We start from the raw sequence: 14,281 nt of genomic DNA, 5'->3' as shown, positions 1-14,281 counted from the left end.
CAGCGCGGCGTGCTGAAGAAAGCGTGAACTGACCTCGGGCCGGGATCGTGGCATAAACTTGCGCAAGGGGGCGATTTCCCCCGCAAGGATGATTGCATGAGCTTTGGATTTCCCGAGCTGGCGGCGATCCGTCTGGGTTTCGGCCTGTCGCCGCTGATGCCGCCCCCCGCCGATGCCGAGGCGGTGCTGGCCAATCCGGCCCAGGCCGGTCCCGGCCCAGAGGCGATGACCACCGCCACCGCCAGCGAGATTGCGCTGCAGTTCCGCGAAGGCGTCCGGGCCAGGACCAAGGGCCTGCCCGAGCCGCCCGAGGCGCAGGAGGCAAGCCGGCTGCTGGGCGCCCTGCAGATCGAGGATCTGCGCCGCCGGATGATCCGCGCCGTCGATGACCCGGTCGGTTTCGGCGAGCGGCTGGTGCAGTTCTGGTGCGACCATTTCACCGTCCGGGCGATCAACAAGGTCAATCATGGCCTGGCGCTGGCCTTCCAGGACGAGGCGATCCGCCCGCATGTGAACGGCCGGTTCGAGGACCTGTTCTTCGCCGCCGACACCCATCCGATGATGCTGGTCTATCTGGACCAGACCGCCAGCCGCGGGCCGAACTCGCCCTTCGTCAAGCGCCGGCCCGACCGCAAGCTGGGCCTGAACGAGAATCTGGCGCGCGAGGCGATGGAACTGCATTCGCTGGGTGTCGGCGCCGATTACCAGCAAAAGGACGTGCGCGAGCTGGCCGAGCTGCTGACCGGGCTCAGCTTCTCGTTCCAGGAGGGCTTCTCCTTCAAGCCGGTCCTGGCCGAGCCGGGGCCCGAGACGGTGCTGGGCCAGAGCTATGGCGGGCGCCGCCGCGGCGGGCTCGAGGATATCCGGGCCGCCTTCCGCGACCTGGCCCGCCACCCCGAGACGGCGCGGCATGTCTCGCACAAGCTGGCGGCGCATTTCGTCGCCGACGATCCGCCGCAGGATCTGGTCGAGGCCATGGCGGCGGTTTGGCGCGACACCGGCGGCGACCTGCCGCAGGTCTATCGCGTGTTGGTCACCCATCCGGCGCTGGCCTCGAACCTGCGCCGGAAGGTGCGCCAGCCCTTCGACCTGCAGGTGGCCGGGCTGCGCGCCCTGGGGCTGCGCGGCGCGCAGGTGGCGGCGCTGGAACGGCCGGTCTTTCGCCGCGCGATCTGGAACCACCTGATCGCGATGGGCCAGCCCTGGGGCCAGCCCAAGGGCCCGGACGGCTGGCCCGAGGCGGCCGATGCCTGGATCGCGCCGCAGACCATGGCGGCGCGCATCAACTGGGCGCTGCGCATGCCGCGGCTGCTGCAGAAGGATCTGCCCGACCCGCGCGAGATGCTGGTCTCGGCCTTCGGCGGCACCCAGTCCAGCGAGCTGGCCTGGGCGGTGCCCAAGGCCGAAAGCGCGGCCGAAGGCGTGGTGCTGATCCTCGCCTCGGGCGACTTCAACCGCCGATAGGAGGCACCGATGCCGACACTGGACCGCAGGTTGTTTCTGAAGGGCTCGGCGCTGCTGGGCTGCTCGGCGGCGGCGCATCCGCTGCTGAACTCGATGACCTTCGCCGCCCTGCCTTCGGACAACCGGCTGGTGGTGATCATCCTGCGCGGCGCCATGGACGGGCTGGACGCCATCCAGCCCTATGGCGACCCGATGCTGCGCCAGCTGCGCCGCGACCTGTCGGTCGGACCGGAAAACGGCGCGCTGGACCTGGACGGGTTCTATGCGCTGCACCCGCGCCTCGCGCCGCTGATGCCGCTGTGGCAAAAGGGCGAGCTGGCCTTTGCCCATGCCGCTTCGACCCCCTATCGCGACAAGCGCAGCCATTTCGACGGCCAGGACCTGCTGGAGGCCGGCACCAGCAACGACCTGCCGGTGGATCGCCGCATCGGCGGCTGGCTGAACCGCCTGCTGCAGGCCACGCCCGGCACCACCGCCGAGACCGCCTATTCGGTGGGCGTCGAGCAGATGAAGATCCTGTCCGGCAAGGCCGCGCATCTGAGCTGGGCGCCGACCGCCTCGCTGAGCCTGTCGCCGCAGGCGCAGACGCTGCTGGAGCACGTCTATCACGACGATCCGCTGTTTCGCGACGCGGCCCGGGACGCCATGCAGATCGGCGCGGAAAGCTCGGAGGTCGAGCGCATCGCCGGGCCGACCGGCGACGCGCAGGCGCTGGCCCGCTTCGCCGCCAATCGGCTGAATGCGGAAAGCCGCATTGCCGCCTTCTCGATCCCCGGCTGGGACAGCCATGCCCGCCAGCCGGCGGTGCTGGGCCGGGCGCTGGACCGGCTGGCGGCGGCGATCCTGGCGCTGCGCGACGGGCTGGGCGGCAACTGGGCGCGGACCTCGGTGCTGGCGATGACCGAGTTCGGCCGCACCGTGCGCGAGAACGGCTCGGGCGGCACCGATCACGGCACCGGCGGCGCGCTGCTGATGGCGGGCGGCGCGATCCGCGGCGGCCGGGCCTTCGGCGACTGGCCGGGCCTGGGCGAGGGCCAGCTTTACGCCGACCGCGACCTGATGCCGACCCGCGACATCCGTGCCTATGCCGCCTGGGCGATGCACGGGCTGTTCGGAATCGGGCGCGACGCGCTGGAACGCTCGATCTTTCCCGGTCTCGATCTGGGCGGCGATCCGGGGATGCTCGCTTGAGCGGGAAGCCGGATTAGCAGATCGCCGCCTTGCAGCCGCGCGGTCCATGGCGCGGCGAAGCCGCAGCGCCCTCTCTCGGCAGCGGGCCTTGGCCGGCATTGCGGCGCCTCTGGCCTTGTCAGCGCCCCGATCCGGGCGGCAATCCGCCCGTCCGGCCTATTTCCGACGGAGCGCCCCGCCGCTATGCCCGTCGCCCGGCAGCAGGGTGGATGGCGATGCGTCGCGGAAAGCGCGGCCCTGCCGGCGCGCCGATCCGGGCGGCGTGCCGGTATCTCCAACCGCCAACCCGCTCTCACGCCGCCGTTCCTGCGCTCAAGAGTCCGCGATGGCAGCGGCCGCATGTCGCAGGCACGGTCCTGATCTGTGGCGCCCGTCGGCCGATCATCCGGCGACTCGACCGGCTGCCGAGCGCCCGACCCCGCCAGTGCGCAATACCCTCGCGCACCCGCAAAGCCGAGGAAAGGCGTTGCCGCATGGCCGGATAAGAGGGGCAGCGGTCTTCAGGCGGGCGTCCGGGGAAGCGATCTTGCGCGGCCCCGGTTCCGGCGGCGGGTTCCGGATCGCGGCCTGCTCCCGGCTTGATTGCCCCGATCGGCGCCGGTACCCGGTCGCAACACCGTGGCTGCCGAAACGCGGATGGGTGGCCGCGCCGTCTTTGGCGATGGGCCGGCGCATCCCGGCCTGTGTCTGCGGGCGGCGGCCGCGCCGGCCCTGGGGGCCGGTATCGCGGTTTTGCGCATGGGCAGGGGGCGCCGGTCAGGTCTCGATACGGGCAGCATCGCCTGGCCGCGCCGCTTCCCGGTCTTGACCTTGGCCGAGAACGGCGGATGCTGCCCCGGATGTTGCAGGAGGTCCGCGCATGTCCCAAGATCCCGCCGGCAATTCGTCCCGCCCAGCCGCTGCGCCTGATCGCGGCGGCCCTGCCGCGGGCGGGCAAGAGATCCCTCTGACCGGCATGGCGGGGAGGCCGGCCCGTCACGGCGGCGGAGAAGCCGCCACGCCATCCGCCCGCCCGACCGGCCCTGTCATCCGTGACTTCGCCCCACCAGCCGCACCCGGTCCCGAGCGGATCGAAGGCGGCCATGTCCTGCTGGAAAGGCTGGATCCGCAGCACCATGCCGAGGATCTTTTTGCCGCCAACCAGGGGCAGGACTGGGTCTGGGATTATCTGGGCTACGGCCCCTTCGCCGATCTTGCCGGCTATCGCGCCTGGCAGACCGGGATGGCCGCCAGGACGGACCCGTATTTCTATGCCTTGCGCGAGCGGACGACCGGCAGGGTCGGCGGGCTCGCCTCGTTCATGCGCATCGACCCGGCCCATGGGGTGATCGAGATCGGCCATATCGAGATCGCGCCGCCGATGCAGCGGACCCCGGCCGCGACCGAGGCGATCTCGCTGATGATCGGCTGGGCCTTCGGCGCCGGCTACCGCCGGGTGGAGTGGAAATGCGATGCGCTGAACGCCCCCTCGCGTCGCGCTGCGTTGCGCTACGGCTTCACCCGACATTCCCCAAGTGGCCTGCCGCTTGACTTCAAGATCGCCTGATTTTGCTCGCTGGGCAAGCGTTTTTCGCCCCGAGCGGTGTCTGTCGTCGCGCAAACGGCCGAAGTCGGGTGGATCAAGCCTCGAACCCGCAGCATTCTGGCCCGGCAGAGCCGCTTTTCCGCGCGGCAGACGGACCTGTCCTGCCGCTTTCGTTCAGCTTGGGCATGGATCGTGGTCATGCGCATGACGGAGGCGTTCGAAGACGGCGGATGGCGGCAAGGACGGCCCGCACCATCGGGCCGGTGACGGCGACCTCGGCCAACTGGAAGGTAATGGCGCGGGCGTGGCGGACGACGCGGGCGCCGATCTTGATCAGCTTGAGTTGCAGGCTGGTCAACGACCAGTCCGCCATGGCCTCGGGCAGTTCGATGCAGCGCAGGAAGGTTGCCAGGTTGTAGGCCAGCGCGTGCAGTTGCAGCCGCACCTCGTTGTGCCGGAACTTCCGGCATGACAGCCGCGTCCAGCGAAAGGCATATTTGCCTTCCTTGATGTGCTGCTCTGCGGTGCCGCGCTGGTTGTAGAACCTCACCACCCAGTCTGGCTCCATCGGCAGGTTGGTGACGATGAAGCCGACTTTGGGGAACAGCTCGCCCGGATGCCATTCGATCTTGGCGATGACGCGGCGCGGCTTGTCCCAGGACGCCGCCTGATACTCGAAGTCCTCGAAGAACCGTTTGACCTTGGTCAGCGAAGGCCGTCCCACGGGCCGTGTCAGCCGATGCGCGATCTTCTCGCGCAAGACGGCGTTGGCGGGCAGACGGATGGCGTAGAAGAACCTGGCTTCTTCCAGCCGCATATAGATCGCGGGGATCGCGTAGGCAGCGTCGGCCCGGAAGAAGCGTCCACCAAGGTCGCGGCCAGCATATCGGGCAATGACGGGATCAAGGACATCCCGCCAGCCATCGGCGCTGTGGACATTGCCGTTACGCAGGGCGCAGCGCTCCAGCATGCCAAACTGGTTGAACAAGAAGATGGGGTGATAGCAGGTGCAGTCGAAATGCCCGTTCCAGGCAGCACCTTCCTGATCGCCGTGGGTGGGGCTGACCGAGCTGTCCATGTCCAGCACGATGTATTTCAACCCGTTGCGGTCATGAAACCGGTCGATCCATTGGCCGTTCAGATCGGCCAGCGCCGCCCGGTTCGCGGCCAGAGCCAGCGTCTCGGTCTCGAACCGTCCCATCTGCGATGCCGAAGCAGCTTGCGCCTCGACGGCCCTGCCGCCAACGACCTGACGCATCACGGGATCGAGGGCCAAGCGGTCGGCATCGTTCACATCCTCGTATCCGGCCAGTCGTCCGAACACCGATTGCCGGAACAATCCGTCAAGCCGATGGAGCGTGTTCTTCCCGGTGCGGCTGTCTCGCAGCGCCTCCGACGCCAGATTGGACAGGCCGAGCACGTCATCAAGCTCGCGCATCACCAGCAGGCCACCGTCTGAACTGATCTGCGCACCACGGAACTCCAGACGCACACGGCGGTCGAAATCAACCCGATCTCCCCGCGCCAAGCCCGCACCCTCCAGGTGATCCATGAAACGCGCCCCTCGCAGCCGTCAACGCCATGATTTATATGCGAAATATCACGATTACGACAGCGAAATCAGCGACTTACTTGGAGAATGTGGGTTCACCTTCGAAGGCATCTTCCGCCAGCACATGATCTACAAGGGCCGCAATCGCGACACGGCCTGGTATGCGATCATCGACCGCGACTGGCCGGCCCTGGCGCGGGCGCATCAGGCCTGGCTGGACCCGAAGAATTTCGACGCCAGCGGGCAGCAGCGGCAAAGCCTGTCGGCGTTGACTGCGGGCTAGGGGCTCAGGAAATCCGCACCGCCGCCAGCCGATCCTGCACCAACCCGCTGATCCGCGCCAGGTCCATGGCCAGCGCCCGGCCGTCGGCATGGTCCCGCGCCAGCGCCGTCGCGGCGTCCTCGAGCATCCGGTCATGGGCCGAGCGCGCCACCCCGGCCAGGAAGCGGGCGATATATTCGATCGCCTCGGTATCGTCTGCCTGCGACAGCACATCGACGACATGGGCCAGATCCTCGCGCAGCGCGCCGGGATCGGCCGGGATCACGTCATCGGGCAGGACGCGCAGGCCCTGCGGCCGGGCCTCGGGGGGCAGGGCGGCCAGAATCGCCTGCTGAAACACCGCGAGGCTTTCGATGGGCTTCACCAGGAACCCGTCCGCCCCGGCGCGCAGCGCGGCGTCCCGGTTGGCCGGATCGCCCGAGATGCCCAGGATCACCGGCACGCGCGGCAGCGCCTTCGCGATGGTGGCGATCATGTCGGCGCCGTCGCCATCGGGAAGGCCCAGGTCCACGATCACCGCGCCGGGACGATAGGTCTGCAGATGCCGCAACGCCGAACGGATGCTGTCGGCCCGACGGATGCGCGCGGAGCGCAGGCACAGCAGGCGCACCGCCTCGGAGGCGACGCGCGAATCCTCGACCACCAGCACCGTCAGGCCGGTCAGCGGTCGATCGGGCAGGGTGGCCCGCCAGGTGGGGAATTCTTCCGCACCGATCCTGTCCTGTTCCATCTTGCAAATCCTTACTGGGAATCACCGTCTGACCCCGAGGATTGCGCGATTCCCCTAAGAAGCCGTTAACGGTGATTTCTTTTCCTTTCCCCCGCCGTCTTGTGGCCCTAGAAGGGCGCAAACGACGGAGGAAGTGATGATCGGACGCCTGAACCATGTCGCCATCGCCGTGCCGGACCTGAAGGCGGCGGCCGCGCAGTATGAAAACAGCCTTGGCGCCAAGGTGGGCGCCCCGCAGGACGAGCCGGACCATGGCGTTACCGTCGTGTTCATCGAGTTGCCGAACACCAAGATCGAGCTGCTCTATCCGCTGGGCGAGAACAGCCCGATCAAAGGCTTCCTGGACAAGAACCCCTCGGGCGGCATCCATCACATGTGTTTCGAGGTCGAGGACATCCTGGCCGCCCGCGACAAGCTGAAATCCGAGGGCGCGCGCGTGCTGGGCAATGGCGAGCCCAAGATCGGCGCCCATGGCAAGCCGGTGCTGTTCCTGCATCCCAAGGACTTCAACGGCTGCCTGATCGAACTGGAGCAGGTCTGATGAGCCTGACCGGCGGCATCGTCCTCTATTCCGTGCTCTGGTTTCTGGTGCTGTTCGTGCTGCTGCCCTTTGGCCAGCAAAGCCAGGCCGATGTCGGGCAGGTGACGCCCGGCACCCCGGCCGGCGCCCCGCACGAGCCGAAGCTGAAGAAGAAGATGCTGTGGGCGACGCTGATCGCCGCGCTGATCTGGGGGGTGATCGCCTATGTCATCATCGGCGGCATCATCACCCGCGCCGATCTCGAGGCCTGGACGCGCTGATGTGGTAAAGGTGGGTGAAACCCGCCGCGGCCAGCACCGGAACGACGACGTTCAGCAGCGGCACGGTCAGCAAAGCCGCGATCAGCACCCCCAGCGCGGTCGCCTGCGCCGCCAGGCGGCGGCGTAGCGCCGTTGCCTGCGGCTGATGCAGGTGGCGCCGTGCCGCCATCTGGAAGAACTCGCGCCCCAGCAGCCAGCCGTTGCCGCCATAGAACAGCACCGAGGCCAGCGGCCCCAGGAAGGACGTCAGCGCCAGCGTCACCAGCGTGACCAGGATCACCGCGCCCATGACCGCCAGCGATTCCCAGAGCCCCTCCCAGAAATCGACCGGCAGGCCCTTGGCTGCGGGGTAATGCGTCTCCTCGACCGCCTCGGCGACGCGCTCGGCGAAGAGGCCGGATAAGCCCGCCGCCACCGGGATCATCAGGAAGATGCTCATCAGCGGAAACAGCAGCAGCGAGCTCCAGGACAGCGCCGGGGCCAGCGGCACAGCGCCGATCCAGGGCAGGGTCAGCGTCTCGGGCGCGAAGACGCGGATGGCCCAGAAGGCGCCGGCCTGCAGGGCGACGAACAGGCCCAGCGTCAGCGCCACGCCAAGCGCCACCACGCCGAAAATGCGCGGCCGCAGCAGATCGCCCCAGGCAAGGAGCAGCGCGCGGATCACCATTACAGGAACGTCGTCTTGGCCGCGACATCCGGGCGCGGCCGGTCGGGCGGGGTGGTGCCGCGCTGGCCGATATGGATCAGGCCGACCACGCGCTCGTCCGCGCCGATGCCCAGATGCGCGCGGGCGAAACCCGGCTCGGCCGCCGGGCCGGTCAGCCAGGCGGCGCCATAGCCCGCCGCCAGCGCCGCGTTCAGCAGCTCGAGACAGACCGCGCCGGCCGAGAGGAACTGTTCCCATTCCGGAATCTTCGGGCTGTCGACCGGGGCCGAGACCACCGCGACGATCACCGGCGAGGCGAAGGCCGAGCGGGCCTTTGCCACCGTGGCTTCGTCGCCGCCGGCCTCGGCGACATGCTCGGCCAGCACCGGCGCCAGCCGGTCCAGCGTGGCGCGCTCCAGCACCACGAAGCGCCAGGGTTCCAGCTTGCCGTGGTCGGGGACGCGGGCGGCCAGCTCCAGCAGCTCCATCAGCGCATCGCGCGAGGGGGGCGGGCCGCCGAGCAGCTTCGGCGGATGCGAGCGGCGATGGCGCAGGAAGGCCAGAGTGGCGGGATCGGTGTGCTGCATTCGCGTCTCCTCGGGTTCGCGCGGACCTCGGCTTCCAGATAGCCATCCGGATCTGCCGGCGCCAGTCGGGATTGCCTTTTTCGCCGCACCCGGCTTCAACGAGGCATGACCGATCTGAGCCACCTTGCCCGGCCGGGCGCCGAGATCGCCGTGCGGGTCACCCCGCGCGCCTCGCGCAATGCGGTGATCCTGGACGGTGGAACGATCCGCGTCACCGTCACCACCGTCCCCGAGGACGGCAAGGCCAATGCCGCCGTGGTCAAGCTGCTGGCCAAGGCGCTGGGGGTGGCCAAGTCGCGGCTGGTGCTGGTGCGCGGCGCCACGGCGCGCGACAAGCTGTTCCGGCTGGATTAGCGGCGCTCCAGCCGGTAGTTGCCCTCGGGCAGGTTCAGCGCGGCGCGCAGTTCCTCGAGCTGTTCGATGGTCATGACGATCTGCGCCAGCTCGCCGGTGTCGGGATCGAACTGCTCGATCACCACCCGGTCGTCAAAGCTCTGGATCACCACGTCCTCGTTCAGCGGCCGGGTGCCGGTCTCTGCCTCGGGCAATTCGTCGATCAGGGTGATGACGGTGGCGTCGAAGTCGTGTTCGATGGTGAACATCGCGATCCTTCCGGTTCAGCTTTTCTCAACAATCGCGTGATATGTCGGGCGGAGCAAGCCCGGGGCTTGGCGGCGGGGCGGGGCCACGGCTAGAGTGGCGCGAATTGGGCAAGGGCAAGGGGCGGCAGATGCGCGGGACATGGCAAGCGGCGGCGGCGATTCTGCTGGTCCTGGCGGGCTGCGTCGCGGCGCCGGTGCCCCAGCCCGGCGATATCCAGAAGCCGCTGCCCGATGTGATCATCACCCCGGCGCCGGACACCCCCGCCGGCGCCCGCGCCTCGGCCCGGGCCTTCATCGCGGTGATCAGCCGCATGGAGCCGGCGGTCGAACGCGAATGCGTCGCCAGGCGCACCCAGCCGATCAGCTGCGACTTCCAGTTCGTGGTCGATGATCGTCCGGGGCTGGAGCCGAACGCCTTCCAGACCGTGGACCCGACCGGGCGGCCGGTGATCGGCTTTACGCTTTCGCTGATCGGAGAGGCGCGCAATGCCGACGAACTGGCTTTCGTTGTCGGGCACGAGGCAAGCCACCACATCCTGGGCCATATCAACCGCAAGACCAGCGCCGCCTCCATGGGCGCGGTGATCCTGGGCGGGCTTGCCAGCGCCTATGGCGGCAATTCCGAAGCGATTCGCTCGGCCCAGGATTTCGGCGCGCAGTTCGGCGCCCGCTACTATTCGCGCGACTGGGAGCTGGAGGCTGACTATCTCGGCGCGATCATCGCCCTGAATGCCGGATACGATCCCGAGCACGGTGCGCAATTTTTCGCTCGCATTCCCGATCCTGGTGACAAGATTCTGGGCACTCATCCCTCGAACGCCGCCCGGATGGGGCAGGTGGCGCGCGCCGTGGCGGATTACCGGGCCGGCCGTGTCCGATAATTCCCCTGTTCTGTTGCATTCCTGCATCGTGTGGATCGGGCTTTTGCCCAGGGTTTATCCAGAAAATCAGCGGCAAAGCCCTCGCCGATCAGGACAAATCGTCGCGGATTAGACCAATTTGTCCGGATGACTGCGCGTCAAACTGACCGGCTCCTCCAGAATCTGCTTTTATAGGCGAGAAACTGCCGATAGTTTCCGGTCTGGGTTGTGCTGCGCCTCTGGGGAAGGGCGGATTGTTTTAGGAGCTTTGATGATCGGGGTCATTCTGTGGAGCAGTCCGGCCAAGGAAAAGGCCGTGATCTGGTGCGAGGATCATGGCGCCCTAGCCTATCTGCAAGGCCAGGAGAATCTTGCCGCGGCAGAGGGTTGGCCGGACGCCGGCGATCTTGTCGAGCTGGAGTTCGAGACGATCAACGATCTGCGCCATGCCCGCGCGGTCAGCATGATTTCGGGCAACCGGCGTTCGGAACTGCCGGATCTGTTGCGCGGCATGGGGGACAAGCCCGGGCAGCCGCGCCCAGTGCTGCGGGTGATCTCGAACGGCGATTGCGGGCTGGAAAAGCGGCCGCTGAAGCTCGCGGCCGCTCGCTGAGACGCCTCAGGCGCCGCGCGCCAGCGCGGCGACGCCGGTGCGGGCCTGGTCGGACAGGCCCAGCGGCCGCATCAGATCGGCAAAGGCGTCCAGCTTTTCCGGCGTGCCGGTAATCTCGAAAACGAAGCTCTCCAGGGTCGAATCGACGACGCTGGCGCGGAAGATCTCGGCGATGCGCAACGCCTCGACCCGCTTGTCGCCCTTGCTGGTGACCTTGAACAGGCCCAGTTCGCGCTCGACGCTGGGGCCTTCCACGGTCAGGTCGTGGACCTCGTGCACCGGCACGATGCGGCCCAGCTGCGCCTTGATCTGCTCGATCACCGCCGGGGTGCCGCGCGTCACGATGGTGATGCGCGAGCGGTGGCCCAGATGGTCCACCTCGGCCACGGTCAGGCTGTCGATGTTGTAGCCCCGGCCGGAAAACAGGCCGATGACCCGGGCCAGCACCCCCGGCTCGTTCTCGACCAGCACCGCGAGGGTGTGGCTTTCGATGGTTTGGGCGTTGGGGTCGCGCAGGTCATAGGCCGAATGGCTCGATGCGCCCTTCTGGATGTTCAGTGCCGCCATGTTCTTCTCCTCCACTCAGACCAGGGCCGCGCCGGCGCCGGTGATGGCGCCTTCGGTCGAGGTCTCGCCCAAGAGCATCTCGTTATGCGGCTTGCCCGAGGGGATCATCGGGAAGCAGTTCTCGTGCTTCTCGACCAGCACGTCCAGGATGAACGGGCCGTCGTAGTCGATCATCTCCTGGATGGCCGCGTCCAGGTCGGCCGGGTCGGCCACGGTGCGCCCGCCGCAGCCGAAGGCCTCGGCCAGCTTGACGAAATCGGGCAGGCTTTCCGACCAGCTCTGGCTGTAGCGTTCGCCATGCAGCAACTGCTGCCATTGCCGGACCATGCCCAGCCGTTCGTTGTTCAGGATGAACTGCTTGACCGGGGCGCGGAACTGCACCGCGGTGCCCATTTCCTGCATGTTCATCAGCCAGCTCGCCTCGCCGGCGACGTTGATCACCAGCGCTTCGGGATGCGCGACCTGCACCCCGATCGAGGCCGGCAGGCCGTAGCCCATGGTGCCCAGCCCGCCCGAGGTCATCCAGTGATGCGGATCCTCGAAATGCAGGAACTGCGCCGCCCACATCTGGTGCTGGCCGACCTCGGTGGTGACATAGGGGTTGCGGCCCGCGGTCAGCGCCTGCAGCCGCTGCAGCGCGTGCTGCGGCTTGATGACCTTGTCCGAGTTGCGATAGGCGAGGCAGTTGCGCGCCTTCCACTGTTCGATCTGCACCCACCATTTCTGCATGGCGGCGGTGTTGGTCTTGCGGCCGCGGGCCTTCCAGACCTTCAGCATGTCCTCGAGCACATGGCCGACATCGCCGACGATGGGCAGGTCGACATGGATCACCTTGTTGATCGAGCTGGGGTCGATGTCGATCTGCGCCTTGACCGAGCCGGGGCTGAAATCCGCCACCCGCCCGGTGATGCGGTCGTCGAAGCGCGCCCCGACCGCGATCATCAGGTCGCAGTCATGCATGGCCATGTTCGCCTCGTAAAGGCCGTGCATGCCCAGCATGCCGATCCAGCCCTTGCCCGAGGCCGGATAGGCGCCCAGCCCCATCAGCGTCGAGGTGACCGGGAAGCCCGTCGCATCCGCCAGCTCGCGCAGCAGCTGGCTGGCGCCGGTTCCGGAATTGATCACGCCGCCGCCGGTATAGAGGATCGGCCGCTCGGCCGTCTCCATCAGCTCGACCAGCCGGGTGATGGTGGCCAGGTCGCCCTTTTTCGCCGGCTGGTAGCTGGGCGTCTCGATCTGTTTCGGCCCGACATATGCGCCGGTGGCGAATTGCACGTCCTTGGGGATGTCGATCAGTACCGGCCCCGGCCGGCCCGAAGTGGCGATGTGGAAAGCCTTGTGGATGGTCGCCGCCAGCTCGTCCGTCTCCTTCACCAGCCAGTTGTGCTTGGTGCAGGGGCGGGTGATGCCGATGGTGTCGGCCTCCTGGAAACCGTCGGTGCCGATCAGGAAGGTCGGAACCTGGCCGGTCAGCACCACCAGCGGGATCGAATCCATCAGCGCATCGGTCAGGCCGGTGACGGCATTGGTCGCGCCCGGCCCCGAGGTGACCAGCACCACCCCCGGCTTGCCGGTGGAACGCGCATAGCCTTCGGCCATGTGGACGGCGCCCTGTTCGTGGCGGACCAGGATGTGCTTGATGTCGTTTTGCTGGAAGATCTCGTCGTAAATGGGTAGCACCGCCCCGCCCGGATAGCCGAATACGGTGTCGACGCCCTGATCGCGCAGAGCTTCGATAACCATCCTTGCACCGGTCATTTCTCGGGACATGCCCATTCTCCATTTCTGAACCTTCGCGGCCGGGCCTGCTGGTCCCGTGCTGCGTCGCGGGAAACTATGAGGGCGGCGCGGCATGGTCAATGCCGATTGTCCAATAAAATGACCCGCTGCCGCTGAATCTTGAAATATTCTTACCGAAACCGGGGCTTTTCGGTAATCATCTCCGATTGGGCGGCAGGGTGATGCGCGCCACCTGTTCGACGATCGGGTCGATGGACAGCGGATGGATGTCCGAACTGTGCTGCGCCGGGTCGCCGATCGGCTGCCAGACCCCGCCCTTGTAGATCTCCAGGGCCGAGAATTTCGCCTTGTAATCCATCTTGCGGCTGCCGGGCACCCAATAGCCCAGATAGACGAAGGGCAGCCCGGCGCTGCGCGCCAGTTCGATATGGTCCAGAATGATATGCGTGCCCAGGCTGAGGTTGTCCAGCGCCGGGTCGTAGAAGCTGTAGACCAGGCTCAGCCCGTCATCCAGCACGTCGGTCAGGCAGACCGCGACCAGCCGGTCGCTGCCCGGGGCGTCGCCGCCGTCGCCCTGATGACTGCGATATTCGATGACGCGGCTGCGCACCGGCGTCTCCTCGATCATCGCGGCGAATTCGAAGATGTCCATGTCGGCCATGCCGCCATCGGCATGACGCTCGTCCAGATAGGCGCGGAACAGGTCGTATTGTTCCTCGGTCGCCCAGGCGCTGGTGGCGAGCCGGCGCAGATGCGTGGTCTTGCGCGCCACCCGGCGCTGCGTGCGCGAGGGCCGGAACTCGGACACCCGGATGCGCGCCGACATGCAGGCGACGCAGCTTTCGCAACTGGGCCGGTAAAGCACGTTCTGCGAGCGGCGGAAGCCCTGGCGAGACAGCGTGTTGTTCAGTTCATTGGCCGAATCGCCGGCCAGCGCCGTGAACAGCTTGCGCTCGGCCCGGCCGTGCAGATAGGGACAGGGCTGCGGGGCCGTCACATAGAATTGCGGGGCATGAGGCAGGCTGTGCCGCATCAGCCGCGCCCCCGGCTTCTGGGGCGCGCCGCACCCGTGGGCGCATGCGGTCGGGTGGTTCTCGTTTCGGCGCGCATGGGCGGCGGC

General features: G+C 67.7%; 16 protein-coding genes and 1 pseudogene. 9 read left to right on the top strand and 8 right to left on the bottom strand.

Going from position 1 to position 14,281, the window contains the following annotated elements; genetic code table 11:
• Positions 1-96: 96 nt before the first annotated feature.
• The 3 genes from NBE95_RS01685 to NBE95_RS01675 all read left to right on the top strand — a co-directional run bounded on the left by NBE95_RS01685 (position 97) and on the right by NBE95_RS01675 (position 4,201).
• Positions 97-1,464 (top strand): DUF1800 domain-containing protein, encoded by a 1,368-nt coding sequence (locus NBE95_RS01685; RefSeq protein ID WP_289894174.1) that lies wholly within the window; start codon positions 97-99, stop codon positions 1,462-1,464.
• A 9-nt stretch (positions 1,465-1,473) separates the two neighbouring features.
• Positions 1,474-2,655, top strand: a complete 1,182-nt coding sequence (locus NBE95_RS01680) for a DUF1501 domain-containing protein (RefSeq protein ID WP_289894173.1) — start codon at positions 1,474-1,476, stop codon at positions 2,653-2,655.
• Between the two features lie 859 nt (positions 2,656-3,514).
• Positions 3,515-4,201: a GNAT family protein gene (locus NBE95_RS01675; RefSeq protein WP_289894172.1), complete on the top strand. Its 687-nt coding sequence runs from the start codon at positions 3,515-3,517 to the stop codon at positions 4,199-4,201.
• A gap of 175 nt (positions 4,202-4,376) precedes the next feature.
• On the opposite strand, the gene NBE95_RS01670 is transcribed toward NBE95_RS01675, so the two are convergent.
• Complete coding sequence (locus NBE95_RS01670; RefSeq protein WP_012112698.1) at positions 4,377-5,732, bottom strand: IS1380-like element ISPme1 family transposase; 1,356 nt, start codon at positions 5,730-5,732, stop codon at positions 4,377-4,379.
• Between the two features lie 91 nt (positions 5,733-5,823).
• Here NBE95_RS01670 and NBE95_RS01665 point away from each other — a divergent pair.
• A pseudogene (locus NBE95_RS01665) lies at positions 5,824-6,015 on the top strand (GNAT family protein); the annotation flags it as partial.
• 4 nt (positions 6,016-6,019) lie between these two features.
• Here the strand turns inward: NBE95_RS01665 and NBE95_RS01660 are convergent.
• A complete protein-coding gene (locus NBE95_RS01660; RefSeq protein WP_289894171.1) occupies positions 6,020-6,745 on the bottom strand; it encodes a response regulator in 726 nt (241 codons plus the stop codon).
• A 136-nt stretch (positions 6,746-6,881) separates the two neighbouring features.
• Between NBE95_RS01660 and mce the strand changes: the two genes are divergently transcribed.
• Together mce and NBE95_RS01650 are read left to right on the top strand one after the other, a co-directional pair.
• Entirely contained in the window at positions 6,882-7,286 is a 405-nt protein-coding gene (mce, locus tag NBE95_RS01655) for a methylmalonyl-CoA epimerase (RefSeq protein ID WP_019351994.1), read from the top strand.
• Positions 7,286-7,546 carry a DUF1467 family protein gene (locus NBE95_RS01650; RefSeq protein WP_289894170.1) on the top strand — a complete coding sequence of 87 codons (261 nt, stop codon included), beginning with the start codon at positions 7,286-7,288 and terminating at the stop codon, positions 7,544-7,546. The genes mce and NBE95_RS01650 overlap by 1 nt, the downstream gene beginning before the upstream one ends.
• Here the strand turns inward: NBE95_RS01650 and NBE95_RS01645 are convergent.
• Both NBE95_RS01645 and NBE95_RS01640 read right to left on the bottom strand, forming a co-directional pair.
• Entirely contained in the window at positions 7,512-8,213 is a 702-nt protein-coding gene (locus NBE95_RS01645) for an EI24 domain-containing protein (protein ID WP_289894169.1), read from the bottom strand. The two genes, NBE95_RS01650 and NBE95_RS01645, sit on opposite strands and share 35 nt — an antisense overlap.
• Complete coding sequence (locus NBE95_RS01640) at positions 8,213-8,779, bottom strand: nitroreductase family protein (RefSeq protein WP_289894168.1); 567 nt, start codon at positions 8,777-8,779, stop codon at positions 8,213-8,215. Before NBE95_RS01640 ends, NBE95_RS01645 begins: the two co-directional genes overlap by 1 nt.
• Positions 8,780-8,884: 105 nt before the next feature.
• Here NBE95_RS01640 and NBE95_RS01635 point away from each other — a divergent pair, with 105 nt between their 5' ends.
• Positions 8,885-9,133 (top strand): DUF167 domain-containing protein, encoded by a 249-nt coding sequence (locus NBE95_RS01635; protein ID WP_289894167.1) that lies wholly within the window; start codon positions 8,885-8,887, stop codon positions 9,131-9,133.
• On the opposite strand, the gene NBE95_RS01630 is transcribed toward NBE95_RS01635, so the two are convergent.
• Entirely contained in the window at positions 9,130-9,381 is a 252-nt protein-coding gene (locus tag NBE95_RS01630; RefSeq protein WP_019353302.1) for a hypothetical protein, read from the bottom strand. The genes NBE95_RS01635 and NBE95_RS01630 overlap by 4 nt on opposite strands.
• Before the next feature lie 128 nt (positions 9,382-9,509).
• Here NBE95_RS01630 and NBE95_RS01625 point away from each other — a divergent pair, with 128 nt between their 5' ends.
• A complete protein-coding gene (locus NBE95_RS01625; RefSeq protein WP_289894166.1) occupies positions 9,510-10,262 on the top strand; it encodes a M48 family metalloprotease in 753 nt (250 codons plus the stop codon).
• A 250-nt stretch (positions 10,263-10,512) separates the two neighbouring features.
• Complete coding sequence (locus tag NBE95_RS01620) at positions 10,513-10,854, top strand: hypothetical protein (protein WP_289894165.1); 342 nt, start codon at positions 10,513-10,515, stop codon at positions 10,852-10,854.
• Between the two features lie 6 nt (positions 10,855-10,860).
• Here the strand turns inward: NBE95_RS01620 and ilvN are convergent, their stop codons facing one another.
• The 3 genes from ilvN to NBE95_RS01605 form a co-directional block, all read right to left on the bottom strand.
• The gene (gene ilvN, locus NBE95_RS01615; RefSeq protein WP_289894164.1) at positions 10,861-11,421 is read right to left on the bottom strand and encodes an acetolactate synthase small subunit; all 561 of its coding nucleotides are present in this window, start codon (positions 11,419-11,421) and stop codon (positions 10,861-10,863) included.
• 15 nt (positions 11,422-11,436) lie between these two features.
• Positions 11,437-13,191 carry an acetolactate synthase 3 large subunit gene (locus NBE95_RS01610; RefSeq protein WP_289894163.1) on the bottom strand — a complete coding sequence of 585 codons (1,755 nt, stop codon included), beginning with the start codon at positions 13,189-13,191 and terminating at the stop codon, positions 11,437-11,439.
• A 166-nt stretch (positions 13,192-13,357) separates the two neighbouring features.
• Entirely contained in the window at positions 13,358-14,194 is an 837-nt protein-coding gene (locus NBE95_RS01605; protein ID WP_289894162.1) for an arginyltransferase, read from the bottom strand.
• Between the last annotated feature and the right edge of the window lie 87 nt (positions 14,195-14,281).

Source organism: Paracoccus sp. TOH, from assembly GCF_030388245.1.
GTDB lineage: Bacteria > Pseudomonadota > Alphaproteobacteria > Rhodobacterales > Rhodobacteraceae > Paracoccus > Paracoccus simplex.
Note: the sequence above shows the minus strand (reverse complement) of the source record. Positions and strands in the feature narration are given on the sequence as shown.